Source organism: Pseudomonas sp. GW821-FHT12A04, from assembly GCF_058807755.1.
The window spans coordinates 47552-71643 of the sequence record NZ_JBXAQZ010000007.1 but is presented as its reverse complement, the minus strand read 5'-3'; the positions used below and the strand labels follow the sequence as shown (position 1 = coordinate 71643).

Genomic DNA, 24092 nt, shown 5'->3' with positions numbered 1-24092 from the left:
AAGTGCATCATGACTGCACTGCTTAACCCGACTTGCCGGAGCGATCGACTTTTTCAACCGGCTCGACTTTTTCGACCTTCTCAACTTTTTCTGGCCGATCAACTTTGTCTATCTTCTCAACCTTTTCTGGCCGATCAACTTTCTCGACTTTCTCCGGACGTTCGACTTTCTCTACCTTCTCTATCTTCTCTACCTTCTCTACCCTCTCCACTTTCTCGATTCTGCCGGATTGCTCGACCCTCTCGACTCGCTCTGACTTGCCGGACTTGTCCACATCCACATCCACATCCACGTCCACGTCCACGTCCACGTCCACGCGTTCAATCTTGTCGCCACCGCCATGACTGTCACTCCCCCCGTGGCGAGCATCGTCGACAACGCGGCCTTCGCTCTCGGAGCGGCCGCTCCTGTCACCGCCCGAGCTCCCTGAACTCCCTGAACTCCCTGAACTCCCCGAGCTGTCAGAGTTGCCGGAGTTGTCGGAGCCGCTTGAGTCAATCGAGTTGCCCGAGCCACTTGAGTCGTCGGTGTCTTGCTCGTTGGTGCCATGTCGTCCGTGCCGGTTGCTCGCTGGTGAGTCGGAGCGATCGCGGGGCAATTCAATACGCGTTGCCTGCACCTCCCGCGCGCCGGTGAACACGCCGTTGATCCGCACCCGTCGATCCAGCGCCAGCTCCGAAGCCTGCACACCGACAAACACGGTGTCGTGCGCCAGCGTCACATTAATGCCGCCCACCACCAAATGGCGGTCCTGCCGGCCCTGTACTAGACCCTCGATCACCGCATTGTGTGCCCGGCCAATGAAAGGCAGGCTCGGATCGGGGCGGCTTTGGTTCACGTCCAGCTCGCGGCCGGACCAATGGCCGCGCACCAGCATTTCCTGCGCCGGGCCTGGGTGATTGCTGAGCTTGAGCCCCTGGAGATAGCCACTGCGATCCACCGGGCCGATGGCACTGGCCTCCTTGAGGCCGGGCGCCCGGTCGATGCGGCTGGCCACCACTTCGCCACGAGCATCGCGCAGCCCGCTGACCCGCACGGGATCCCCCGGACGCAGGCCGGCAGCGACCTGGGCACCGTTGGCCAGGCGTACCGGTTGCCCCATGACGCGCATCGGCATAGAGTCGCGCGGCAGGGCTGTCAAAGGGCCTTCGTAGGCGTGCAGGATAGAAATGCGCCCGGCCTCCAGACCACGCCGGGTATTGAACGCTTCCACGGCAACCACTTGGCCTACCGCCAGGCGGGCACTGGAGCTGGCGATGCCGTTCTCGCTGACAGGAACGTTTTTGTTGAAGTGCACTTCCACACCATTGACGCAGATCGAGGCGAACCCGGTGATGGTGCCGACAATGCCGGTGCCACCGATTCCTCCGTTATCGTTGCTGATGCCCGTGCCACCCACTCCGCCTGCAACGGCACCGGTGCCGCCAATGCCGCCAGGGCTCTTTTTCAGTGGTGCGCCGGTACCACCGATCCCGCCGTTGTCGGTGTCGATGCCGGTACCGCCCATGCCGCCAGGTGCTGCGCCCGTGCCGCCGGTGCCACCAGGTGCCTGGATGACCGGCACTTCGCTGGTGCCCGCATCATTCTGGCTGACACAAGCTGGGGCGGCTTGCAACACACTTGCAAGCCCGAGGCCCAGAACGAGGGCGACTGCACGAATCAGGCGCAATTTGACGGTCATGGTTCAGGGGCTGTTGGCGAATTGGGATCGGAAGCTTCAGTGTAGAAGTACAAGCCGACTGTGATGCGCTGGCGCGGTTCAAGGCTGGGCAGGTCCCGGAACTCCAGTTCGGCGGCGAGTCGGTTGAAGCTCAACAGAGCCTGCATTCCCTCGCTGGCCACGGCTTCGCGTAACGCCTCGACGCTCATCGGGGCCAGTGCGTCATAGTGGACGCTGCGTTCAAAAAAGGCCGGGGCTTCGCTGCTCAGGTTGTGAACCGCAGCGCAGGCATGATCGTGCAGATTGTGCCCCAGATAAGCCGCTTTCTCATCGAAGCCCTTTTGCGGCACGAAGGCCTGGGCTTCAAGGTGCACGCGCTCTTGTTCGTCAAGGCGCACGACCCCCAGGCGCAGCCACTCGTCCAACACCACCCGCGCCCTGATATCGGTACTGACCTTCGCCACCAAGGCGTCAAAGGAGCGGTCACCGCCGACACTGGCCAATCGAGGCAACGGCAGTGGCTGGCCGGCGTCGTTGCAGAAAGGCGCGCTGGCCCAGGCGTTGACCAGTTGCGCACCAAACGTGATGTTTTCCGGAAGCGTGGAAGCAGCCGGATCACCGGTATTGCGCAAGCGCCGTACGTCTTTGCGGTGCACGCCGGTGAGCAGACTGATGCGACTGTCGGTCGGTGCCTTCTCGCCCAGGCGGAACTCACGGTCCGCCACTTCGACGAAAACCTCCTTGAGCAGGTCGGCAAACACCAGGTAGGTGACGCCTTTGCGCAGCATCAGGCGCACCAGCGGCCGCATGACATGTCGCAAGGCTTTGAGGAGCGAGGTGGGCAGCGTTGACGATTGCATTCAGCGAATTCCTGGGTAGATAACCCCAGTATAGCCATGTGGGAAATAATCCCATGAATTTACCGAGAAACGTGCCAACGCAATATGCGTTGCAATCCGGGAGCAGCTTGGAGCAATTCGTCAGTCTTACAGTTTCGCCTGAATTTTATGCGCGGGAACTTTTCCCGCGCAATGAAGCTGACCCGAATTTACAGGTATGAAATACGCCGTGCTGATCGCTACCCCGGTACCGAGGATTTTGGCGCATCGACACTGCCCGCCCTGCCGGCAACTGCCAGTGCCACGCAACAGGCCAGCAACGAGAATGCGACGAATGCGCCCATCACATGCAGGTAAGGCAACACGTGATTCCAGGCTCGAGCCACGCCCAGGAAAGCGGCGAATAGCCAACCGCTCATGGAAAGCGCACCCAACAAGGCCAGCCGCGTGCGGCCTGCACTGCGCAGTGCGACGAATGGAGCCTTTTGCAGCAGCGGGAAGCCGACTCGATGCAAGAGTGCACCGTTGAGGCTCAGCAGCGCGACGACCGTCACCTTGGCCCAGAGTTTCTGATTGAGCAGATACGCGTCGCCTTCATTGAGGTAACCCTGAAGCACCAGCAACAGTCCACTTGCCCAAAGGGCCAGCAGTGCAAGGCTGACGATCTTCTGAGTTTCATCGAGGTATTCCAGCCTCGCCTGGTCCAGTACTTCCTTGCGCCAACTCCAAAGCTTGTGATCCGCCTGCAACACCCTCCCCAGAGCAATACACGTAGCGAGCAGATGACCGTACACGAGAAGCATTTTGAGCATTGCCTTGACCTTATTATTGTTTTGGCGCTGCGTTCCCTGCTTCGCTGAATTGAAACCGAATGATACAAATTTGCAATTGCACCTTCAAGACAAATCCTCGCTAACACGCACCTGCACAAACCACCATAGGACCTTCGTCGTATATGGGCCGCGCACTTTGTTGTCGATTTCACAGCGTCTGGTTCGACTACCTTTCAGGGAACGGTCTCAAGGAATTGCAGACTTCCCTGTCTAAACGCTTAAACCGGAATGAATCAGGAGAAGAGCATGCGCACACTGACCGTTGCCGCATTCGTGAGTCTGGACGGCGTCATGCAAGCGCCTGGCGGGCCCGAAGAGGATTCCAGTAGCGGATTCCGCTTCGGTGGCTGGATCGTGCCCTACGCCGACAAAACCACCGGCCAGGCCGTACAGGACCTGTTCTCGCAGCCATTCGAGTTGCTGCTGGGGCGTCGCACCTACGACATCTTCGCCGCCTATTGGCCGAACATTCAGGCCGATTCAACCCATCACACCATCGCGGACCTGTTCAACGCCGTCCCCAAGCATGTGGCCACCCATCGCGCCGACTCGCTGGCCTGGCACAACAGTCATGCGCTGGAGGGCAACCTGGTCGACGCGATCAACGCGCTTAAACGCCAGGAAGGTCCTCAGCTGCTGACCCAAGGCAGCGGCGATCTGGTGCGCCAACTGCTTGCCGCCGGCCTGGTGGACGAGTTGCGGCTGATGATTCATCCCATCCTGCTGGGGCGCGGCAAGCGCCTGTTCGACGACAACGCACAAGCGTCTGCCTTCACCTTGGTGAATTCGATCAACTCACCCGGGGGTGTGCTGATCGCCCGCTACATCCGCAGTGGCGAAGTGCGTACAGGTTCATTCGAAGGCGTCAGGTAGCGATAGCCAGCGTCGTGTCGCCCAGGTGAAATTAAGCTTGGGCTAAGGTTGCCCCTTTAGTCTTCGACCCTTTCGGGTAGTCGAGCATTTCGAAGATGGGTCGTGTCGATACAAACGCCAAGCCACCGTTCAGCATCGTTCTGGTTAATTACAAAACCCCGGAGCTCACCAGGATCTGCCTGGAACTGTTGCAGGAGCATGTCCAAAAATCAGGCATTGCGGTCTGGGTGGTCGATAACGGTTCGGCGGACGCCAGCGTCGAGTATTTGCGCTCGCTCGACTGGATCAACCTGATCGAACGCGATGCCCCCACCAAAGAACCGGGGCACATCGCCCATGGCAAAGCGCTGGACATGGCGCTGGCCAGGGTCAATACCGACTACCTGTTCCTGATGCACACCGACACGTTCGTCTTCGATGCAAACGTCTTTGCGATGATGATGGACCACTGCACCAAGGATCAAAACATCATCGCGGTCGGTTGCACGGAGCAACTCAACCGCGGACTGCCAAGGACCGTTTGGCGCTTCACTTCACGCCTGATCAAGCACCACTGCCGACGCCTGAAGCAATCGCTCGGCCTGCGCTCGAAGGAGCCGAAACCCTACCGGGAAACCCACTTGAAAAGCTTTTGCACGCTATGGAATGGCAGGCTGATGAAGCAGCAGGGTTTGCATTTTCAGATCGATGACCGTGTGCCCGGTTATGAGCTGCAAGACCGCGTGATCAGGCTTGGCTACAAAGTCGTGTTCCTTTCGCCCGGCAAAATCTTCAAGTACCTGGACCACGTCCAGTCTGGCACCGTCGCTGCCGCGGGCGGATATGGCCAAGGTCATCGACGGACGAAAATGTACCAGGACATTCTCAAGCGCTTCAGTGCAACCCACTCCTCGATGTCTTGAATAAACCAGCGCCCACAAGAAAGCCCGCTGACCGTCGCCGGTTCAGCGGGCTTTTCGCATCAGGCTAATACTGGCTCACTGTTGCAGGATAAAGGTCGCCAGGCTTTTCAGGTCGTCCGGGCTCAACTGCGCGAAAGGCGGCATGGGCACATCCCCCCACTTCCCGCTGCCACCGTGCTGGATGCTGGACATAAGCCTGTCCATTGCCTGCGGGTCCTTGGCATATTTGGCCGCCACATCGCGGTAGGCCGGGCCTACCACCTTGTGATCGGTCGCGTGGCAGGACAGGCAGGCATTGTTCTGCAGCAAGACCTTGGCATCGACTTTTGCCCCAGCCCCAGCCATCACCGGGGCGCTCGAGGCCGCCAGAACATCGGCATCATTGGCCTTCGCACTGCCGTAGGTCACCGCCAGGTAAGCGCCGATAACACTCACATCCCGGTCGCTGATCGGGGCGCCGTACACGTGCTGCATCTTGCCCGCTTCAGCGGTCCACTGCGTCAGGCTCATACCCGGCGGCTGGAAATTGATGTAGTCGGCCGAATGGCAGACGGAACACTTCTGCTGCGCCAAAGCGTAGCCAGGCATCGTGCTGGGCTTGAACGCAGCCGTTTCAGGCGGCAGCGTGATGGACAGCGGCGCGGCGCCAGCCAGGGTGGCCAGACAAACCTGAGCCGCGCAGAGCAAGGCGGTCATGCATTTCACAAGTTTCATGCGGCCCTCCTCAGGCGACGGTCACGTGGGTGGTTTCGACGACGTGGCGGCGGTAGCCAGCGGGATTCCAGTCGGCCTGCAGCGGTTGCGTCTCGCCAGCACTGTTGCTGGCCCGCACCATCAATGGTGTGGCGCCCTTGCCGGTAAAGGTGATCGGCAGTGTCCACTCACGGAAGGAGTAACGGCCAAGGTCCTGCCCGAGCGTGGATTCACGCCAGGTTTTTCCGCCGTCGATCGACACCTCCACCTTGTTGACCCCAACGCCACCGTCGAACGCGATGCCCTTGAGCACCACGCTTTTGTTCAGCGGCAATACATCGCCGTGTTTAACACTGGTGATGAAACTGCGGACCGGCAATCTGGAAATCGGCTGGGTTTTCGCCGCCGTGGTGCCTGGGGCAATACAGAAGCAATCGTTATCCGGAACCCGGTAACCCTTGGCCATGAAGAAACCGTCGTAGGTATGGTCGACGACTTCGATCTCACTCAGGTGCTTGACCCAGTAGGTGCCGAAGTAGCCTGGCACCACCAAACGAATCGGGTATCCGTTGAGAAATGGCAGGTCGGTGCCATTCATCGACCACGCGATCATGGGCTCGCCGTCCATGGCATGGCTGATATCCAGCGCCTTGATGAACTCCGGCGTGCTTGGCAACACCGGCTTATCGAGCCCACGGAAAGTCACTTGCCGGGCCTCGGCTTTCACACCGGCCTTTTCCAATACCGCCTTGAGTGGTACCCCTACCCAGCGCGCATTGCCCATGGAGCCATTGCCCAACTGCGCGCCGAACACTCGAGGCATCGAAAAGCCACGGCTGTTACCCGAACACTGATTGACGGCCACCACTTCCACCGGTGCGGCAAGGGCCTTGAGCTCGGCAAGGGAAAGCGACAGCGGCGTGTCGACCGAGCCCTTGATCGTCAGGCGGTAGCTGTCCGGATCGATGCTGGTCGGGAAATTGGCCAGGTGGTAACGCACGAAAAAGGCGTCATTGGGCGTGATCGGCCCTTCATTGAAGACCGGGAACGGCGTCTCCAGATGTGGCGGCCGAGTGGTCACCAGGGTCAACGGGCGTTTTTGCGGGTATTGCACCAGCGGTCGTGGGCCTGCGGCAAAGGTCACGTCTTCGACGGATTCACTGGCCGCTGCGGATTCGTCGGATGCCCTGGCCAGGCTTGCCAACGGCGAGGTCGCCAAAGCCAAAGTGAAAGCATCGCGTAAAACCCGCCGGCGGCTCGGCTGGCTGCTGTCTACAAAACTGAACTTCATTCTGCGCTCTCTATGATTGTTTTATTGAGATGCAACTGACTGTGGGAGCGAGCTTGCTCGCGATGATCGTTAACGAAAACGCGTGCTTACTGACTAAACGCGGCGCACTTGAGTCCATCGCGAGCCAGCTCGCTCCTACAAATTCCCGCCAGGGCGGAGAGGTATCAGGCTTACGGTTTCGCCTTACCGAGGTCGGAAAACAAACCAGTATCGTCAGGGCCGAACTGTCTGCTTCTCATTGAGCGTCAGTGACTTGACAATTGATGACAGGAACCCCCGTTACGGCCGGCGTAGACGCTCCGAGCTCAAAGCGTTGCCTGTGCCATCGCCCACAAAAAAACCCACTGACCGTCGCCGGTTCAGTGGGCTTTTTCACATCAGTCTAAAAACTGCCCTCGCCTGCTGCCGCCAAGGCAATGGTCTGTCCATATTGCATAAACGCCAGCTTGTAGGAGCGAGCTTGCTCGCGATGGACGTCAACGATACCGCGTGCTGCCTGAGTGCCCGCGTTGTCCTGGCGTTTTTCGCGAGCAGGCTCGCTCCTACAGGGAATCAGGGGTATTTCGAGGGATCCGAGAGCAAAAAAACCCACTGACCGTCGCCGGTTCAGTGGGCTTTTTTTGATTTAGCTTCTAGTTACAGAGCCATATCACTCGCAGCATTAGCCTTCGGCGCTTTCGCATCCGTATCGACAGTCACTGGCTTCACAGCCGGCGCAATCACCGCTGGTGGCGGAGTCAGTTCCAGCACCTTGGCAGTGTAGGCCCATTCTTCAGCAACCTTCTCAGGGCTGGCGTTCAGCTGGGTGCCGTAGCTCGGTACGATCTGGTGCAGTTTTGCCTGCCACTCAGGGGTCGCGACCTTGTCCTTGAACACTTTCTGCAGCACGGTCAGCATGATCGGTGCGGCGGTCGAAGCGCCTGGGGAGGCGCCCAGCAGGCCGGCGATGCTGCCGTCTTGCGAAGCGACGATTTCGGTGCCCAGTTTCAGCACGCCACCGGCGGCTTCGTCACGCTTGATGATCTGCACGCGCTGGCCGGCCTGCCACAGGCGCCAGTCTTCAGCCTTGGCGTTCGGGAAGTATTCTTTCAGGGCGTTCATGCGGTCTTCGTCAGACAGCATCAACTGGCCTGCCAGGTACTCGACCAGCGGGTATTCCTTGATGCCGACCTTGGTCATTGGCCACACGTTGTGGGTGGTCGTGGTGGTCAGCAGGTCCAGGTACGAACCTTCTTTCAGGAACTTGGTGCTGAAGGTCGCGAACGGGCCAAACAGGATCACGCGCTTGCCGTCCAACACGCGGGTGTCCAAGTGCGGAACCGACATCGGCGGTGCACCAACGGAGGCTTTGCCGTAGGCCTTGGCCAGGTGTTGCTCGGCGATGGTCGGGTTCTCGGTCACCAGGAACGAGCCGCCTACCGGGAAGCCTGCGTATTCCTTGGCTTCAGGAATGCCGGACTTCTGCAGCAGGTGCAGGGCACCGCCGCCGGCGCCGATGAACACGAACTTGGCGTCGGTTTCAGTCTTGCTGCCGTCTTTCAGGTTTTTGTAGCTGACACGCCAGCTGCCGTCTTCGTTCCGGGTGATGTCCTGTACTTCGCTGGACAGCTTCAAGTCGAACTTCGGCGTGGTTTGCAGGTGCGCAACGAACTGGCGGGTGATTTCGCCGAAGTTCACGTCGGTACCCAGCGGGCTCCAGGTGGCCGCGATCTTCTGGCTCGGGTCACGCCCTTCCATCATCAGCGGCACCCACTGCTTGATCACAGCCGGGTCTTCGGAGTACTGCATGCCGGCGAACAGCGGGCTCGCTTGCAGGGCTTCGTAGCGTTTTTTCAGGAACTTGATGTTGTCATCGCCCCACACGAAGCTCATGTGCGGTGTGGAGTTGATGAACGAACGCGGGTTCTTCAGCACGCCTTGCTGAACCTGCCAGGCCCAGAACTGACGGGAGATCTGGAACGCTTCGTTGATTTCAACGGCCTTCGGGATCGAAACCTTGCCGTTCTCGTCTTCAGGGGTGTAGTTCAGCTCGGCCAGGGCGGAGTGACCGGTACCGGCGTTGTTCCAGCCGTTGGAGCTTTCCTGGGCGACGCCGTCGAGGCGCTCGATCATTTCCATCGAAGTGCCGGGTTCCAGCTCATTGAGCCACACACCCAGGGTCGCGCTCATGATGCCGCCGCCGATCAGCAGTACGTCGACTTTCTTGGCTTCTTCGGCCTGGGCTGTCGTCATCCCCAACGACAAGGCCAGCCCCAGCAGGGCTGTGTTCACTTTCTTAAACATCTGTAGCACCTATGATAAAACGCCATCCGCCCTTCCATCCTCATGCGCACAGCCCCGTGTTTCACGGCAGTCACGGGTGCGGCACTCAAGGATTGCAGGGTGGGCACACAAGGCCGACGAACCGCATCGACCCCACTTTAATGTCCCTTCTGAACTGACTTTTTATCTTTATTGGCTTCAGCTACTTGAGCGACAGTGATTCTGCTCGCCCGTCTCAAGGACAGGAAAACTGAATAGATCAAACCAAGTTGTCGCGAAGAATATCACGACAAGGCTTACCCGCGCGTCTGTTCCCGACCGGTTAGCCCGGGCCCGGGCGCCCGGCCTTCTATACTCATCCTGTTTTTCTCAACGAGTGTGTGAGCAACAGCCTCAGCGATAGGAGCAGTCATGAGCGACAAAGACGATCTGCGCAAGTACTCCTCTCAGGTAATCGACGGCGTAGAGGCCGCACCGGCACGCGCCATGCTGCGAGCCGTGGGCTTTACCGATGCAGACTTCACGAAGCCGCAGATCGGCATCGCCTCGACCTGGGCCATGGTCACGCCCTGCAACATGCACATCGACAAGCTGGCGCTCGAAGCCGAAAAAGGCGCGAATGCCGCCGGTGCCAAGGGCGTGATCTTCAACACCATCACCATTTCCGACGGCATCGCCAACGGCACCGAAGGCATGAAGTATTCGCTGGTGTCCCGCGAGGTGATCGCCGACTCCATCGAAGTGGTCACCGGTTGCGAAGGTTTCGACGGTCTGGTGACCATCGGCGGCTGCGACAAGAACATGCCGGGATGCCTGATCGGCATGGCGCGGCTGAACCGACCTTCGATCTTTGTCTATGGCGGCACCATCCAGCCGGGGGCTGGCCACACCGACATCATTTCCGTGTTCGAGGCCGTGGGCCAACACGCGCGGGGCGACATCAGCGAGATTCAGGTCAAGCAGATCGAAGAAGTGGCGATTCCCGGCCCCGGTTCCTGTGGCGGCATGTACACCGCCAACACCATGGCCTCGGCCATTGAAGCCTTGGGCATGAGCCTGCCCGGTTCCAGCTCCCAGGACGCCATCGGGGCCGACAAGGCCTCGGACAGTTTCCGCGCCGGCCAGCAGGTCATGGAGTTGCTCAAGCTCGACCTCAAGCCTCGCGACATCATGACCCGCAAAGCCTTCGAGAACGCCATTCGCGTGGTGATCGCCCTCGCCGGCTCGACCAACGCCGTGCTGCATCTGCTGGCCATGGCCAATGCGGTGGATGTCGAACTGACCCTGGATGACTTCGTCGAGCTGGGCAAGGTTTCCCCGGTGGTCGCCGACCTGCGCCCCAGTGGCAAATACATGATGAGCGAACTGGTGGCCATCGGCGGCATTCAACCGCTGATGAAGCGCATGCTCGATGCCGGCATGCTGCACGGCGATGTGCTGACCGTCACCGGCCAGACCCTGGCGGAAAACCTGGCCAGCGTGCCCGACTACCCGGCCGGCCAGGACGTGATCCGGCCTTTCGACCAGCCGATCAAAAAGGACTCCCACCTGGTCATTCTGCGCGGCAACCTCTCGCCCACCGGCGCCGTGGCCAAGATCACCGGCAAGGAAGGCCTGCGCTTCGAAGGCACGGCCCGGGTCTATCACGGCGAAGAAGGTGCACTGGCCGGCATTCTCAATGGCGAAGTCCAGCCCGGCGAAGTGATCGTGATCCGTTACGAAGGGCCAAAGGGTGGCCCGGGCATGCGCGAAATGCTCTCGCCGACGTCGGCGGTCATGGGCAAGGGCCTCGGCAAGGAGGTGGCGCTGATCACCGACGGGCGTTTTTCCGGTGGTTCCCACGGTTTCGTGGTCGGTCACATCACGCCGGAAGCCTTTGAGGGCGGACCGATTGCACTGGTCGAGAATGGCGACAGGATCATCATCGATGCTGAAACCCGGCTGATCACGGTGGATGTCTCCGACGCCGTGCTGGCCGAGCGCAAGTCGCGCTGGGTGCGGCCGGAATCAAAATACAAGCGCGGGGTGCTGGCCAAGTATGCGAAGACGGTGTCCAGTGCTTCGGAGGGGGCTGTGACGGATAAGTATCTTTAGGTCGCTGGTCCTGCGTTTTCTGGGCTATTGCCATCGCGAGCAAGCTCGCTCCCACAGTTGATCTCCATTTGCCGAAGATCACCTGTGGGAGCGAGCTTGCTCGCGATGGCGTCCTGTCAGGCAACCTCTACCTCAAAACCTGAACCGATCAACCGACCGCGACAGCTGCCCCGCCGAAGCCGTCCACCCGATCACCTTGCAGTCGTCACCGGTTGCTTTTGCGCCATGCCCCGCAAAGACACCAGCAACAGGCTGACAAACGCACCGGCAACCGCGATGGCCATGTCCTTTTGCGAGTCCCAGGGATCGTTTTGCGCACCGACGAAGGCCTTCGCCGTGTCTTTGCCCAGGAAAGCACCGCCGATCCATTCCACCAGTTCGTACAAGGCCGATGTCGACAGCATGATGTTCAGGGTCACGAAAAACAGCCAGAACCCGCGCAGTGGCGTCAGGCGCCACAGCACTTCGCGCACCGGATAAACCAGCAGCAGCCCATAGCTCAGATGTACCAGGCGGTCGTAGTGATTGCGATGAGCACCTGTCGCCCGGTCGAAACTGAAGCCCAACCACGCCGAAGACCATTGTTCGTAAGGCACCAGGGAATAGGTGTAGTGGGCGCCCAGTTCATGCACGCACAGAAACGCAAACACCAGCGTGATAGACGTCGCCGACAAACGGAACCGCCGTGAAACCGCCACCAGCGTCCCCACCAGCAACAGCACCAGCAGGTTCTCCAGCGCCCAGTCCACCCGGCTGCGGGGAGCAAAACCCGACACCACGACAATCACCAGAAACACCATGAGCAACGTCAGGTCGTGCCGTAAACGCGGGTCAGGCTGCATGGCGCAATACCTCGAAGTCAGGGCATCGCCCTTTTAACTTCGAGGTACGGTCACCGGGCAAGTTCGCTTTTTTCCTCCATCGCATGCTACGTTGTACGATGACTGACGAATACTCGAACAGTCATCGCGCTATCCCTACAACAACAAGGAAACACCCATGAAAAAAGCAACAGTGCTGATTGGTTTTCTGTGCCTGTTCAGCGGTTACGTCGCCGCCACCCCGGCCGCCGCGGACAAGGACGTGGCCCAGGCGGTCGACCACCTGACCCAGGCCATGCTGCACAAAGACATCCCGGAGCTGAACGCCTTGACCGCCGAGAACCTGACCTACGGGCATTCCAGCGGCAAGATCCAGGACAAGCAGGCGTTCATCGCCGACATCGAAACCGGCAAAAGCGCCTTCAAGACCCTTGAGATGCAAAACCAGACCATTACCGTCTCGGGCGATGTCGCGCTGGTCCGTCACCACTTCTCGGCCCAAGCGCTCAAAGGCACCGAAGTGGTGCCCACCGAAATCGAAAACTTCCAGATCTGGCAAAAGCAGAACGGCAAATGGCTGCTGGTAGGACGGCAGGCGTACAAGTTCTGATGCACAGCTAAAACCACCCCTTAACCTGTGGGAGCGAGCTTGCTCGCGATAGCGTCATGCCAGTCGACATTGATGTTGAATGGACTACCGAATCGCGAGCAAGCTCGCTCCCACAGGTTTTTCGGGTGAATCAGTGCCCCTCCATTCCCGCGGGCTGAGCCCGGTCTTGCGACGAAACGCCCGGGCCAGCGCCGAGGGGCTTTCGTTACCGACTTCCTCGGCAATCAACGCAATCGGCCGGCCCTCGCGCAAGCGCTTCTGCGCCAGGCTGATGCGCCAGCTCACCAGGTAATCCACCGGCGTTTGCCCGACCACCCGGCGAAAATGTTCGGCGAAACTGGCCCGCGACATGTTGGCGGCGACCGAGAGTTCGGCCACGCTCCAGGCCTTGGCCGGGGTTTCATGCATCAGGCTCAGGGGCCGCGCCAGGCGCGCATCGGCGAGGCCGGCCATCATGCCCGGTTGCTGGCCACCCGTACTCAGAATGTGCCGCAGCAACAGAATCACCAGCAATTCAAACAACCGGTCCATTACGGCTTCACGCCCGCATGTGCCGTCAAACGCCTCGTTGAACAGCCATTCCAGAGTCCCGGCCAGTGCCGGGATTTCATCGAGCTTGAGCACCAGGTAATCAGGCAGTGCCGCCGCCAGGGCATTGCCCGCGCCGCCGTCGAAATCCAGGGTCGCGCAGACCAGTTGCGTGCCGGACGCTTCTGAAGCGAACAGGCGATGCCGATAGGGTCGGGGGAAAAATATCAGGGTCGGTTCGGTCAGTTGCAGATCCGGCTGATCCCCCAACCTGAGCAGCAACTCACCCGCCTGAAGCAGGTGCAAATGACCGCTGACCTGTTGGCCGTCGAAGGCGGTGGTACCGCAAAACGTGCCGCTATGGAACGTGCCGGCATTGACGCCAAAGTGTGTGAGCAACGTAGACAAGCGATCCATGACAAGGCTCCCGAAGGCAGTTCTGGACGATCTGTCGCATATCCTCGACGATTTGCACCCAACAAGCCAGGCGTTCTCCCTAACATCAGCTCCGTACCCAGCGCATTCCGCGCTTCACACCACGGAGTATCACCATGACCCGCATTACCCCGATCAGTCTGGAACACGCCACCGACGCCACCCGCCCGCTGCTGGAAGGCGTGCAGAAGAAAATCGGCTTTTTGCCCAACGTCTTCAAGGTATTGGCCCACGCCCCGGCGGTGCTGGCCTCGTTCCTGCAAAACTCGGCCGCACTGGGCAAGACGTCCCTGAGCGCCACGGAAAAAGAAGCGGTGTCCCTGGCTACTTCGCAGGTCAACGGCTGCGACTACTGCCTGGCCGCTCACACGCTGTTCGCCAGCAAGGCCGGGCTGTCGAAGCAGGACATCCTCAGCGCACGACACGGTGAACTAAACGCCATAGCCACCCTCGCCCGCCAGATCACCGAAAGCCGTGGCCACCTGACGGTCGAACAGATCGCCGCTGCGCGTGCCGCCGGTATCGACGACGGCAAGATCATCGAAGTGATCGCCCATGTAGCTTCGCAGACATTGACCAACTACCTGAACAACGCAGTGCTGACCGACATCGACTTCCCGGCCATCGATGCCTGAGCCCATCTAGCGTAAATCCAGTCTGAAAAAACCTGTGGGAGCGAACCGAAACCTGTGGGAGCGAGCTTGCTCGCGATGAGGGCGTGCCAGTCGGTATCACAGGTGTCTGACATACCGCTATCGCGAGCAAGCTCGCTCCCACAGGTTCAGCGTCACTTCAGATTGATCGCGATCATAAGACGATCAGGTATTGGTTTTCAGCTTGGTCCACAACCTCGTGCTCAACCGTGCGATGGCCGCGGGCAAGTCCTCGACGGTGAACAGCTTGTCCATCACGTTTTTCGGCGGGTAGATCGCCAGGTCCTGCTTCACCGCCGGGTCAACGAAGGCATCCGCCGCACTGTTGGGGTTGGCGTAATGGATGCTGTTGCTGATGTTGGCAATCACCTTCGGCTCCAGCAGGTAGTTCATGTAGGCGTAGCCGTTGCGCTCATGGGGCGCGTTCTTGGGCATGACGACCATGTCCAGCCACAAGGTGGAACCCTCCTCCGGGATCGAGTAGGCAATATCGATCCCGTTTTTCGCCTCCCTGGCACTGGCGGCGGCCTGCACTATGTCGCCGTTGAAACCGATCACCGCGCAGACGTTACCGTTGGCCAGGTCGCTGATGTATTTGGACGCATGGAAATACTGGACGTAAGGCCGGATCTTCAGCAGCGCCTGCTCGGCTTTCTTGTAGTCGGCAGGCTCATGGCTGTGGGGCGGCAGGCCCAGATAGTTAAGCGTGATCGGCAGGATCTGCGTCGGGTTGTCGATGATCGCCACCCCACATTCGCTGAGTTTCTTGATGTTGTTCTCGTCGAAAAACAGACTCCAGGACCGGGTGACGTCGGTATTGCCGAAGATCGCCTTGATCTTCTCGACGTTGTAACCGATGCCCGCCGTGCCCCACATGTAGGGGTAGCCGTACTGGTTGCCCGGATCGTTGACCTCAAGTTTTTTCATCAACGCCGGATCGAGGTTTTTCCAGTTGGGCAACTGGCTCCGGTCGAGTTTCTGGATGGCGCCGGCCTTGATCAGGCGCGACAGGAAGTGGTTCGACGGGCTGACCACGTCATACCCGGTGTTGCCGGTCATCAGCTTCGATTCCAGCACTTCGTTGCTGTCGTGGATGTCGTAGGTCGCCTTGATCCCGGTTTCCTTGTTGAAGTTGACCAGGGTGTCGTCGGCGATGTAGCCGTTCCAGTTGGAAATATTGACGGTTTCGTCGGCATGAGTCACGGCGGAAAAGGTCGAGATCAGGGCCACAAGGGAAAGCGTATTGACGCGCATGTTGAATCACCTTCGATGGGAAGTGCTTTTGTTCTTGTTGTGAAACGGGTGTTTTCAGATTTCGCTTCTGGCCCGGACCGCTTCCACGCGCATACGCAGCATGGCACCGATGTCGAGCAACGGCTTGGGCGGCAGCCAGCCGGGTTGCGCCCGCGCGATGACCGATTGCAGCAACGGCGAATCACGACCCGAGGCCAGCTCCGCCAGCAAGCGGCCCCACAGCGTGCCCCGTGCCACGCCGGAACCATTGCACCCGGCCACGGCGAAAACGCCCTCCTCGACTTTGCCGAAATACGGCTGCCCGGAACGCGAAGCGCTGAGATGACCGGTCCAGGTGTATTCGATGTCCTGCTCGCCGAGCATCGGGAAACGTCGTTGCAACCCCAGTACATGGTGCTGGCGGCGGATCGACAATTCGCTCAATGAAAGATCCCGCGAGCGGTATTCCGCGGTGTTGCGGATCATCACCCGGCGATCCGGGGTCAGGCGCACCGTGGCGCCCAACGGGCGGGTCGACAGCACGCCCCAGGACGCTGGCGCACCAAGGGCTTGAAACTCTTGATCGCTGAGCGGCCGCGTAAGGCTGGCGCTGAGCTCCATTGCGAAGGTGCCGCTGTCATCGATGCCCGCGCGAGGGATAAAGGCGTTCAGGCAGACCAAAACCTGTTTGGCTTCGACACTGCCGTTTTGGCCCCGGGCGCGGATCCGGCCGTCGCCCAGGCGCTCAAGACCTGCGATATCGGTGTTCTCGTAGACCGTCACTGTCGACGGCAGGGCATCGAGCAAGCCCCGAACGTACTTCGCCGGTTGCAGCAGCGCATTGCCGTTGCCGCACCAGATCGCGGCGCGGTAGTGCCGGCTGCCGAGTTTTTCGATCAATGGCTCGCCTTGCAGAAATTGCGCGCTGGCGCCAACGGTACGCAGGGTCTGCAGCTTGGCTTCGACGTGAGTCAGCTTGCGTGGGTCGCTGACGGCGAAGAAATAGCCCGACTCCCTGAAGTCGCATTCGATGCCATGGCGGGTTATCTGCTTGCGGACTTCGTCGGCGGCTGCGCGGCCGATTGCCGTATCCGCTTGATACCCGGCGAACCCGTCGCTACCCAGTAGCTCCCCGGCAGCGGGATGCTCATGAGCCACCACAAAACCGGAGTTGCGCGCCGAAGCGCCTTGCGCGGCACGCTGGCGGTCAACAACCACGATACGTGCCTGGGGGTGTATTTGCGCCAGAGCGTGCGCCGCACTGAGGCCAGTGATGCCAGCACCGATCACCAGCCAGTCGGCTTGCTGCGCGCCTTTGAGCGGCTCGCGCAAGGGGGAACTCCCCGCTTGCGCAATCCAGCCACAGATATTTTCCATGTGTCACCTCAGGTTCTTGTTCTGCGAACCGTCTCGATCCAAAACAGCACTGCATGCAGAATTTGCATAAGCTGTTTTCGAGGACGGTGGCGATGACTAGAATCTAAAGGCTCAAAACGCAGGCAACCAACGTTATTAAATCATCGAGGCATTCTGAAAACGCATGGACAAGATTCGCCACGTGCCCTCGCTGCAGGGCTTGCAGGCTTTGGTCGAGGTTGCCGGGTCTGGCAGCTTCACCCAAGCGGCGCAAAAGCTCTGCCTGACCCAGAGCGCGGTGAGCCGACAGATTCAGCAACTGGAGAGCCACTTTGGCCTGCCGCTGTTTGTCAGGAGCAGCCGCAGCCTTCAACTGACCGCCGAGGGCGAACAGGTACTGGCCAGCGCCCGCAGCATCCTTGAACAGTTGCGCACCCTCGAAGACCGGCTCGCGCCGCAAAAACGCCCGTTCCGCATTCGCATGCACGTGTCACTGGCGGTGCGCTGGCTGCTGCCCAAACTGAGCGATTTCTACCGGCATCACCCGGACGTATCCCTGGCAATCGAAACCGTGGCCACCGAAGTGGTCGAGCCGGCCAGCGACAGTGACGCCTACATTCTCTATCTGCCTGAGCCGTCCACAGCGCCCGATTGCCTGACCCTGTTCGAAGAGGCATTGGTGCCCGTGTGCGCGCCAGGGCTCAGCACCAACGACCGGCCGTTGGCTTCGCAAGAAGATCTGTCGGGTTTCGCGTTGCTGCACCGCTCCTCTGATCAACATGACTGGAAGGTCTGGCTGTCAGCCCATGGTGGCATGTCGCTGCATGACTACCGGCACATCCCTTTCAACCTCGACGAACTGGCACTCGATGCCGCCGCCCGGGGCCTGGGCGTGGCGATGACCGACATGACCCTGGCGGGTGAGTCGATTCAACGGGGCGAACTGGTGATTCCGTTCGGGGAGCCGTTGAAGACACGGGGGATTTACTCGCTGTGCCTGCAACCCTCGGCGGCATCGCACCCAGCCTGCGCACCGGTCATGCAATGGTTTACCGCGCAAACCACAACACCGCCAGTCAACTAAGCCCCAGAATCTGTGGGAGCGAGCTTGCTCGCGATGAGGGCGTGCCAGTCGGTATCACAGGTGTCTGACACACCGCTATCGCGAGCAAGCTCGCTCCCACAAGAGTTGCGCATCGCAGGACTCAATCATCCTCATGCAACTTGATGCCGCGTTTATGCAGCACATAGGGCACCATCAGCACCAGCAGCGTCAGGGCGAGGAAGAATGCCGAGATCGGTTGCGTGACGAACACCGTCCAGTCGCCCTGGCTGATGGACAAGGCATTACGCAGTTGTTTCTCGGCCATCGGCCCCAGCAGCATGCCGACGATCACGGGGGCGACGGGGAAGTCGAAACGCCGCATCAACACCCCGCCCCAGCCAATCGCCAACATCAGTATCAGGTCGAAGGATGAGTGCCGCATGCCATACACGCCAATGGTGGCGAACACCAGGATGCCGGCATTCAGGTATGGCCGGGGGATTTGCAGCAGTTTGACCCACAGCCCCACCAGCGGCAGGTTCAACACCAGCAGGATAACGTTGCCGATATACAGCGACGCCACCAATGTCCAGACCAGGTCGGCGGAGGTTTCGAACAGCATCGGCCCCGGTTGCAGGTTGTAGTTCTGGAACGCCGCCAGCAGGATCGCCGCGGTAGCGGACGTCGGGATGCCCAAGGTCAGCAACGGCACCAAAGACCCGGTCGCGCTGGCGTTGTTGGCCGCTTCCGGGCCGGCGACGCCTTCGATGGCGCCCTCGCCCTTGTTGGCGGAAAACTCCTTGGGGTACTTGCTGAGCTTGCGCTCGGCGGAATAGGACAAAAAGGTTGGAATCTCGGCACCACCGGCCGGAATCGAACCAAACGGGAAACCGATCAGCGTGCCCCGGAGCCACGCGGGCACCGAGCGTTTCCAGTCCGCGCGGGTCATCCACATCGAAGTCAGGCGATGCCGTCCTTCGTTTGATTCCCCTTGATAGAGCAGGCTGTACAAGGCCTCGCCCACCGCGAACAAACCGACCGCCACCAGCACCACTTCGATGCCGTCCACCAGTTCGGGCACGCCGAGGGTGTAGCGGGCAATGCCCGAGGTCGAGTCCAGCCCGATCAAACCGATGGTCAGCCCGACGCCGAGCGAAGCGAACCCGCGCAGCATCGAAGCGCCGAGCACTGCCGACACGGTGGTGAACGACAGCACCAGGATCGCGAAGTATTCGGTCGGCCCAAAATTCAGGGCCAGCCTGGCCACGACGGGTGCGAACAGGGTCAGCAAAACCGTGGCGATGGTGCCGGCGACGAACGAGCCTATCGCCGCCGTTGCCAGCGCAGGTCCCGCCCGGCCGTTGCGCGCCATCAGGTTGCCTTCCAGGGCCGTGACCATGGAGGACGATTCACCGGGTGTGTTGAGCAGGATCGAGGTGGTCGAGCCACCGAACTGTGCGCCGTAATAGATACCGGCGAACATGATCAAGGCGCCCGTGGGGTCGACCTTGGCGGTGATCGGCAACAGCAGGGCCACCGTCAGCGCCGGACCGATCCCCGGCAATACGCCGATGGCGGTGCCGAGCAGGCAGCCGATGAACCCCCACATCAGATTGATCGGCGTCAGTGCCGAGGAAAACCCCATTGCCAGGCTTGAAAGAATGTCCACGGTGTCGAGCTCCTTTCAAAGCCAAATGTTGATCAGCGACGGCAGGGAAACCCCCAGCCCGGCGTTGAACAGCCAAAAGATCGGCAAGGTCAAGGCAATGCCGATGGCCAGGTCCCGCACGGGATGCCGGCTGCCAAACCCCCGCGCCGAACAGGCGAACAGCAACCCGGCGGCCAGCACGAAACCGATCAAGTTGATCAGCAGGGCCACCCCCACCAACCCTCCAGTAACCCAGGCGGCTCCGGATTTACCGCCAGGGATCGCACCATTGCCGCTGTCCAGTTCGCGAAAGCCGCCGGTGAGCGCCTGATAACTGAGCAACAGGCCCACCACGCCGAGAAAGCCGGCGACGATCCAGGGATAGACGTAAGCCGGCAGAATCACGAAGCCCATCTCGGGTGGAAAGCGGTTGGCCCCCACGGCCAGCAAGGCGCTAAGGGCGATCAGTCCAAGGCCGATCGCCAATTGCGTCGGTACGATTGCGCGTGACCCGGCCATCTCAAAGCAGCCCGACCTTGACCAGCATCGCCCGCAGACGCACGTGCTCTTCGTCGACGAACTTGCCGAAGTCATCACCGGTCAACACGCTCTCGGTCCAGGCATTGGTTTTAATGTTGTCTTGCCAGACTTTGCTTTTGCTGGCGGTCACGACCGCGTCGGTCACTTCTTTACGCTGCTCGGCTGTGAGGTTCGCAGCACCGTAGACACCGCGCCAATTGCCGATGATCACGTCGTAGCCGCTTTCCTTGAGGGTCGGCGCATCGATCCCCGGGACACGCTCGGGCGCACCGATGGCCAGCACCCGGATCTGGCCGTTCTTGATGTATTGACCCAGTTCGGCGTAGCCCCCGGTGAGCACCTTGATCTGGCCGCCCAGGGTCTGGGCCACGATTTCACCCCCGCCGCCGGTGGCGATGTAATTGACCTTGTTGACCGGGACATCCAGTTTGCCAGCCAGCTCGGCGATGCCGATGTGGTCGATCGACCCCTTGGAACCACCGCCAAAGGTGACGCCGGTGGGCTTTTCCTTGAAGTCCTTGATCAGGTCATCGAGGGTCTTGTATGGCGAATCCTTGCGCACGGCAATCACGTTGTACTCGGTGAACAGCCGGGCTATGGGCGTCACATCCTTAAGGCTGATCTGCGGTTTGTTCTGTTCGATCCCCGCGACCATGATCGCACCGACCACCAGCAATGCGTTCGGGTCACCCTTGGTGCTGTTGGCAAATTGCGCCAGCCCCAGGGTCCCGCCCGCCCCGCCCTTGTTCTCGAAGGTCGCGGACTTGGCCGTATTGGCCTCGACCATGGCCTTGCCCAGCACCCGTGCGGTCTGGTCGTAACCACCGCCCACCGAACCCGGGGCCATGAATTTCACGGTATCCAGCGCGAAGGCTGGTGCGACCAGCACGGCAGCGGTCAAACCGGCGGCCATGCAGCGACTGAAACGACGGATCAAGGCGGACATGGGATCTCCTGATTGCATTGTTTTTATCGGTGCCGCTTGCCCATCGAGGTGTGCGATGGACCGGGGCCTGCAAACAAGCTTAGGCCATGGATTCATGGGTTGACTTGTTTTGCTGAAACCACCCGCCAAAGGCGCCGCCCCCCACTGTGGGAGCGAGCTTGCTCGCGATGACGGAGTGTCAGTCGACATTTTCGGTGTCTGACACACCGCCATCGCGAGCTAGCTCGCTCCCACAGGTTCTCGGTGTTCCATTGCGACAAAACAATGCTCCAGGGTACGTGTCATGGCCTAACCTCATTGGCTAAGTGACCAACAACCCGTCGAGCTCGCCGATGCGCAATGTCTTGAAGTCAATGATTTACGTCGCCTTCGCGGTTCTGGTGGCAAGCCCGGGATGGCTGTTGGCAGGGGATATGGCCGACGCTCCTGCTCTTGCCCCCGCCCCTGCCCCCGCAGCCCCGATCATCAGCATCTCCGACAGCGAATTGCTGGGGGTGCAAAACCAGCTCAACAGCCTCAAGCAGCAGGTTTCCCAGGCCAGTAATTACACCCAGCTGGAAAGCTCACAGGACCAGGTGCAAGTACTGATTCAGGAGATTGAACGCCTGTCCACATCGCTGCTGCCTGGCCAGGCGCAATTGCAGGCGCAACTGAACGTGCTGGGGCCCGTGCCGCTTGACGAGAACGCACAGGTGACATCTGCAATTACCACCCAACGAGACGCCCTCGGCGAGCAAAAAAACAAGATCGACAGCCAACTCAAAACCCTGGCCGCGCTTAAAATAAGTGCCGCCGAGCTGATCACCCAGATTGCCAGCATTCGGCGCAGCTTGCTGGAAGCGGAAGTGACTCAGCAGACCAGCAGTATCCTGAGCCCGAGATTCTGGTCGCCATTGTTCGCTCTTCCGATCGAGGACCGCCAACGTTTCAGCGTCCTCATCGAGCAACTCGAGGCCACGCACCGGGCCGCCTGGCAACCCGGACAACGCGGGATCACGGCCATCCTGTTGATCCTGGCCCTGCTCATATGGACCGTGGGTCGAGACCTCGCCGGCCGGGTTCTGGCGTGGCTGTGCTTTCATCGAATGCCTGCAGGCCGGCTGCGGCGCAGCTCCCTTGCGCTGGCGTCGGTGATGGCGACGGTGCTGACCGCTGGCATCGCCCTGCAACTGCTGCATTTTGCCGGGACCCGGCAACTGCCCTACCCCCCCCTGCTGGCCGACCTGGCGCAATATCTGGAAAAGCTGGCCTATACCTGCGTACTGATCACCGGATTGAGCCGCGCACTGTTGTCCACCAAACATCCTTCCTGGCGCCTGCCCGATATTGCCGATCCGGTGGCGCTGGCGATGGAGCCCTATCCGAGGTTGCTGGCCAGCCTGCTGCTGGTGCTGGTGACCCTGGTGCAGATGAGCAATGTCACCGGCATGAGCGCCGAAGTGGTGTTGTTGGGTCGGGGCATCGTGGCATTGGTCGCGGCACTGGTGATCGGTGCGCTGCTGTTGCGCGTCAGCAAGACGCGCAGAGACCTGATCGTTGCCGGAGAAGCCCCCGAAGGCGTCACCACCTTCGCCGGCCTGATTTACACGTTCACGGGCGCTGCCGTGGTGGTGTCCCTGTTCGCCCTGTTGATCGGCTACGTGACGATGGCCCGGTTCATCACCTATGAAATGGTCTGGATATTCATCATCTGCGCCGGTTTCTACCTGCTCACACAGGTCTATCAGGACACCTGCGACTACGTTTTTTCGCCCCGGCAACCCACCGGCAAGACCATCAAACAGCTGCTGGGCATCGGCAATCCGCGCCTGGAACAGATCTGCACCGTGTTATCCGGAGCCGGCCGCGCCATCCTGATACTGATTGGCCTCATTGCGCTGTTTGTCGGCGGGATCGGTACGACACTCGGGCAACTGTTCACCGGCACGGTGGCCGTACTCGGCGGTGAAGGGCTGCGCAAGCTGAACATCGTCCCGGACAATTTGATGCATGCCCTCCTGACACTGATGATCGGTGTCTACCTGATTCGTACCCTGCGCCGCTGGCTGGATCGCGAATTCCTGCCGAAAACCGAGATGGACCCGGGCATGTGCGCCTCGCTGAGCACCCTGTTCGCCAACATCGGCTACGTGTCCGTCGTCCTGCTCACGCTGGCATCGCTGGGGATCAAGTGGACCAACCTGGCCTGGATTGTCAGTGCCTTGTCGGTGGGCATCGGCTTTGGCCTTCAGGAGATCGTGAAGAACTTCATCTCCGGCCTGATCCTGCTGACCGAGCGCCCGGTGAAAGTCGGCGACCTGATCAGCATCAGCGGCGTCGAAGGCGACATCCGCCGGATCAACGTACGGGCCACGGAAATACAACTGGCCGACCGCTCGATCATGATCGTGCCCAACTCCCACCTGATTTCGCAGAACCTGCGCAACGTCACCCTCGGCGGCAGCGCCCAGGGCGTGGTGATACTCGAGCTGATGTTCCCGTTGGATATCGATCCGGAGCTGGTGCAAAACCTGCTGATGGACACCTACACCGAGCATGAATCCATTCTGGATAAACCAGCGCCGTTTTTACGCTTCAGTCAGCTGAAACCCGAAGGAATCACATTGACCATCACCGGCTATGTCGGCAGCCCACGCACGGTCGGCGCGATCAAGAGCCAGCTGCTGTTTGAAATTCTCAAGCGGTTGGGGGCCGCCGGGATTGAACTGGCGAAACCGCCTGCAGCGTGATGTGGGGGCGAGCCTGCTCGCGATGGTCGCCAACGATAACGCGAACTAACTGACAGACCGCATTATCTTGACGTTTTTCGCGAGCAAGCTCGCTCCTACAG

Annotated in this window: 20 protein-coding genes; 7 read left to right on the top strand and 13 right to left on the bottom strand. The window is 60.4% G+C overall.

Translation table 11 applies throughout. From position 1 onward, the window contains the following. Positions 1–22: 22 nt before the first annotated feature. From AC1RS8_RS12760 to AC1RS8_RS12750, 3 genes are all read right to left on the bottom strand, one after another. A complete protein-coding gene (locus AC1RS8_RS12760; protein ID WP_489340395.1) occupies positions 23–1681 on the bottom strand; it encodes a DUF5666 domain-containing protein in 1659 nt (552 codons plus the stop codon). Beyond that, positions 1678–2520, bottom strand: a complete 843-nt coding sequence (locus AC1RS8_RS12755; protein ID WP_489340394.1) for a DUF6502 family protein — start codon at positions 2518–2520, stop codon at positions 1678–1680. Before AC1RS8_RS12755 ends, AC1RS8_RS12760 begins: the two co-directional genes overlap by 4 nt. A 218-nt stretch (positions 2521–2738) precedes the next feature. Next, a complete protein-coding gene (locus AC1RS8_RS12750; RefSeq protein WP_218498384.1) occupies positions 2739–3311 on the bottom strand; it encodes a hypothetical protein in 573 nt (190 codons plus the stop codon). Positions 3312–3578: 267 nt separating this feature from the next. On the opposite strand from AC1RS8_RS12750, the gene AC1RS8_RS12745 reads away from it, so the two are divergent. Beyond that, positions 3579–4205, top strand: a complete 627-nt coding sequence (locus AC1RS8_RS12745; protein ID WP_489340393.1) for a dihydrofolate reductase family protein — start codon at positions 3579–3581, stop codon at positions 4203–4205. 95 nt (positions 4206–4300) lie between these two features. Then, the gene (locus AC1RS8_RS12740) at positions 4301–5107 is read left to right on the top strand and encodes a glycosyltransferase family 2 protein (RefSeq protein WP_489340392.1); all 807 of its coding nucleotides are present in this window, start codon (positions 4301–4303) and stop codon (positions 5105–5107) included. Between the two features lie 75 nt (positions 5108–5182). Here the strand turns inward: AC1RS8_RS12740 and sorB are convergent, their stop codons facing one another. The 3 genes from sorB to mqo form a co-directional block, all read right to left on the bottom strand. Next, on the bottom strand, positions 5183–5821 hold the full coding sequence (sorB, locus tag AC1RS8_RS12735) for a SorB family sulfite dehydrogenase c-type cytochrome subunit (protein ID WP_489340391.1): 639 nt from the start codon (positions 5819–5821) through the stop codon (positions 5183–5185). Between the two features lie 10 nt (positions 5822–5831). Beyond that, positions 5832–7091 carry a SorA family sulfite dehydrogenase catalytic subunit gene (sorA, locus tag AC1RS8_RS12730; protein WP_057715379.1) on the bottom strand — a complete coding sequence of 420 codons (1260 nt, stop codon included), beginning with the start codon at positions 7089–7091 and terminating at the stop codon, positions 5832–5834. A gap of 636 nt (positions 7092–7727) precedes the next feature. Further along, on the bottom strand, positions 7728–9374 hold the full coding sequence (gene mqo / locus AC1RS8_RS12725) for a malate dehydrogenase (quinone) (protein ID WP_407516053.1): 1647 nt from the start codon (positions 9372–9374) through the stop codon (positions 7728–7730). A 390-nt stretch (positions 9375–9764) separates the two neighbouring features. Here mqo and ilvD point away from each other — a divergent pair, with 390 nt between their 5' ends. Beyond that, the gene (gene ilvD / locus AC1RS8_RS12720) at positions 9765–11447 is read left to right on the top strand and encodes a dihydroxy-acid dehydratase (RefSeq protein ID WP_057715383.1); all 1683 of its coding nucleotides are present in this window, start codon (positions 9765–9767) and stop codon (positions 11445–11447) included. Between the two features lie 191 nt (positions 11448–11638). Here the strand turns inward: ilvD and AC1RS8_RS12715 are convergent, their stop codons facing one another. After that, positions 11639–12289, bottom strand: a complete 651-nt coding sequence (locus AC1RS8_RS12715; RefSeq protein ID WP_489340390.1) for a DUF2238 domain-containing protein — start codon at positions 12287–12289, stop codon at positions 11639–11641. 157 nt (positions 12290–12446) lie between these two features. Here AC1RS8_RS12715 and AC1RS8_RS12710 point away from each other — a divergent pair, with 157 nt between their 5' ends. Then, a complete protein-coding gene (locus tag AC1RS8_RS12710; RefSeq protein ID WP_489340389.1) occupies positions 12447–12878 on the top strand; it encodes a nuclear transport factor 2 family protein in 432 nt (143 codons plus the stop codon). An 84-nt stretch (positions 12879–12962) separates the two neighbouring features. On the opposite strand, the gene AC1RS8_RS12705 is transcribed toward AC1RS8_RS12710, so the two are convergent. Beyond that, positions 12963–13823 carry a helix-turn-helix domain-containing protein gene (locus AC1RS8_RS12705; RefSeq protein ID WP_489340388.1) on the bottom strand — a complete coding sequence of 287 codons (861 nt, stop codon included), beginning with the start codon at positions 13821–13823 and terminating at the stop codon, positions 12963–12965. Positions 13824–13957: 134 nt separating this feature from the next. Here AC1RS8_RS12705 and AC1RS8_RS12700 point away from each other — a divergent pair, with 134 nt between their 5' ends. After that, positions 13958–14476 (top strand): carboxymuconolactone decarboxylase family protein, encoded by a 519-nt coding sequence (locus tag AC1RS8_RS12700; protein WP_218498376.1) that lies wholly within the window; start codon positions 13958–13960, stop codon positions 14474–14476. 183 nt (positions 14477–14659) lie between these two features. Here AC1RS8_RS12700 and AC1RS8_RS12695 read toward each other — a convergent pair whose 3' ends face one another. Together AC1RS8_RS12695 and AC1RS8_RS12690 are read right to left on the bottom strand one after the other, a co-directional pair. Continuing rightward, entirely contained in the window at positions 14660–15748 is a 1089-nt protein-coding gene (locus AC1RS8_RS12695) for a polyamine ABC transporter substrate-binding protein (protein WP_489340386.1), read from the bottom strand. A gap of 54 nt (positions 15749–15802) precedes the next feature. Continuing rightward, a complete protein-coding gene (locus AC1RS8_RS12690; RefSeq protein ID WP_489340385.1) occupies positions 15803–17104 on the bottom strand; it encodes an NAD(P)/FAD-dependent oxidoreductase in 1302 nt (433 codons plus the stop codon). A 163-nt stretch (positions 17105–17267) separates the two neighbouring features. Between AC1RS8_RS12690 and AC1RS8_RS12685 the strand changes: the two genes are divergently transcribed. Next, positions 17268–18167, top strand: coding sequence for a LysR substrate-binding domain-containing protein (locus AC1RS8_RS12685; RefSeq protein ID WP_489340384.1), 900 nt, complete (start codon positions 17268–17270; stop codon positions 18165–18167). A gap of 121 nt (positions 18168–18288) precedes the next feature. Here AC1RS8_RS12685 and AC1RS8_RS12680 read toward each other — a convergent pair whose 3' ends face one another. The 3 genes from AC1RS8_RS12680 to AC1RS8_RS12670 are packed head-to-tail and all read right to left on the bottom strand — an operon-like array spanning position 18289 to position 21262. Continuing rightward, positions 18289–19797 (bottom strand): tripartite tricarboxylate transporter permease, encoded by a 1509-nt coding sequence (locus AC1RS8_RS12680; protein ID WP_489340383.1) that lies wholly within the window; start codon positions 19795–19797, stop codon positions 18289–18291. 15 nt (positions 19798–19812) lie between these two features. Next, a complete protein-coding gene (locus AC1RS8_RS12675; RefSeq protein WP_489340382.1) occupies positions 19813–20295 on the bottom strand; it encodes a tripartite tricarboxylate transporter TctB family protein in 483 nt (160 codons plus the stop codon). A 1-nt stretch (position 20296) separates the two neighbouring features. Continuing rightward, positions 20297–21262 (bottom strand): Bug family tripartite tricarboxylate transporter substrate binding protein, encoded by a 966-nt coding sequence (locus AC1RS8_RS12670; RefSeq protein ID WP_057715393.1) that lies wholly within the window; start codon positions 21260–21262, stop codon positions 20297–20299. A 332-nt stretch (positions 21263–21594) separates the two neighbouring features. Here AC1RS8_RS12670 and AC1RS8_RS12665 point away from each other — a divergent pair, with 332 nt between their 5' ends. Further along, the gene (locus tag AC1RS8_RS12665) at positions 21595–23991 is read left to right on the top strand and encodes a DUF3772 domain-containing protein (RefSeq protein ID WP_489340381.1); all 2397 of its coding nucleotides are present in this window, start codon (positions 21595–21597) and stop codon (positions 23989–23991) included. Positions 23992–24092: the final 101 nt, after the last annotated feature.

What these genes read in the sequence shown, in the direction of transcription:
- AC1RS8_RS12675 (WP_489340382.1), bottom strand. Translation starts at nt 20,295, where the DNA reads ATGGCCGGGTCACGCGCAATCGTACCGACGCAATTGGCGATCGGCCTT.
- mqo (WP_407516053.1), bottom strand. Translation starts at nt 9,374, where the DNA reads ATGTTTAAGAAAGTGAACACAGCCCTGCTGGGGCTGGCCTTGTCGTTG.
- AC1RS8_RS12685 (WP_489340384.1), top strand. Translation starts at nt 17,268, where the DNA reads ATGGACAAGATTCGCCACGTGCCCTCGCTGCAGGGCTTGCAGGCTTTG.
- sorB (WP_489340391.1), bottom strand. Translation starts at nt 5,821, where the DNA reads ATGAAACTTGTGAAATGCATGACCGCCTTGCTCTGCGCGGCTCAGGTT.
- ilvD (WP_057715383.1), top strand. Translation starts at nt 9,765, where the DNA reads ATGAGCGACAAAGACGATCTGCGCAAGTACTCCTCTCAGGTAATCGAC.
- AC1RS8_RS12715 (WP_489340390.1), bottom strand. Translation starts at nt 12,289, where the DNA reads ATGCAGCCTGACCCGCGTTTACGGCACGACCTGACGTTGCTCATGGTG.
- AC1RS8_RS12695 (WP_489340386.1), bottom strand. Translation starts at nt 15,748, where the DNA reads ATGCGCGTCAATACGCTTTCCCTTGTGGCCCTGATCTCGACCTTTTCC.
- AC1RS8_RS12740 (WP_489340392.1), top strand. Translation starts at nt 4,301, where the DNA reads ATGGGTCGTGTCGATACAAACGCCAAGCCACCGTTCAGCATCGTTCTG.
- AC1RS8_RS12665 (WP_489340381.1), top strand. Translation starts at nt 21,595, where the DNA reads ATGCGCAATGTCTTGAAGTCAATGATTTACGTCGCCTTCGCGGTTCTG.
- AC1RS8_RS12700 (WP_218498376.1), top strand. Translation starts at nt 13,958, where the DNA reads ATGACCCGCATTACCCCGATCAGTCTGGAACACGCCACCGACGCCACC.
- AC1RS8_RS12705 (WP_489340388.1), bottom strand. Translation starts at nt 13,823, where the DNA reads ATGGATCGCTTGTCTACGTTGCTCACACACTTTGGCGTCAATGCCGGC.
- AC1RS8_RS12745 (WP_489340393.1), top strand. Translation starts at nt 3,579, where the DNA reads ATGCGCACACTGACCGTTGCCGCATTCGTGAGTCTGGACGGCGTCATG.
- AC1RS8_RS12760 (WP_489340395.1), bottom strand. Translation starts at nt 1,681, where the DNA reads ATGACCGTCAAATTGCGCCTGATTCGTGCAGTCGCCCTCGTTCTGGGC.
- AC1RS8_RS12670 (WP_057715393.1), bottom strand. Translation starts at nt 21,262, where the DNA reads ATGTCCGCCTTGATCCGTCGTTTCAGTCGCTGCATGGCCGCCGGTTTG.
- sorA (WP_057715379.1), bottom strand. Translation starts at nt 7,091, where the DNA reads ATGAAGTTCAGTTTTGTAGACAGCAGCCAGCCGAGCCGCCGGCGGGTT.
- AC1RS8_RS12710 (WP_489340389.1), top strand. Translation starts at nt 12,447, where the DNA reads ATGAAAAAAGCAACAGTGCTGATTGGTTTTCTGTGCCTGTTCAGCGGT.
- AC1RS8_RS12755 (WP_489340394.1), bottom strand. Translation starts at nt 2,520, where the DNA reads ATGCAATCGTCAACGCTGCCCACCTCGCTCCTCAAAGCCTTGCGACAT.
- AC1RS8_RS12750 (WP_218498384.1), bottom strand. Translation starts at nt 3,311, where the DNA reads ATGCTCAAAATGCTTCTCGTGTACGGTCATCTGCTCGCTACGTGTATT.
- AC1RS8_RS12690 (WP_489340385.1), bottom strand. Translation starts at nt 17,104, where the DNA reads ATGGAAAATATCTGTGGCTGGATTGCGCAAGCGGGGAGTTCCCCCTTG.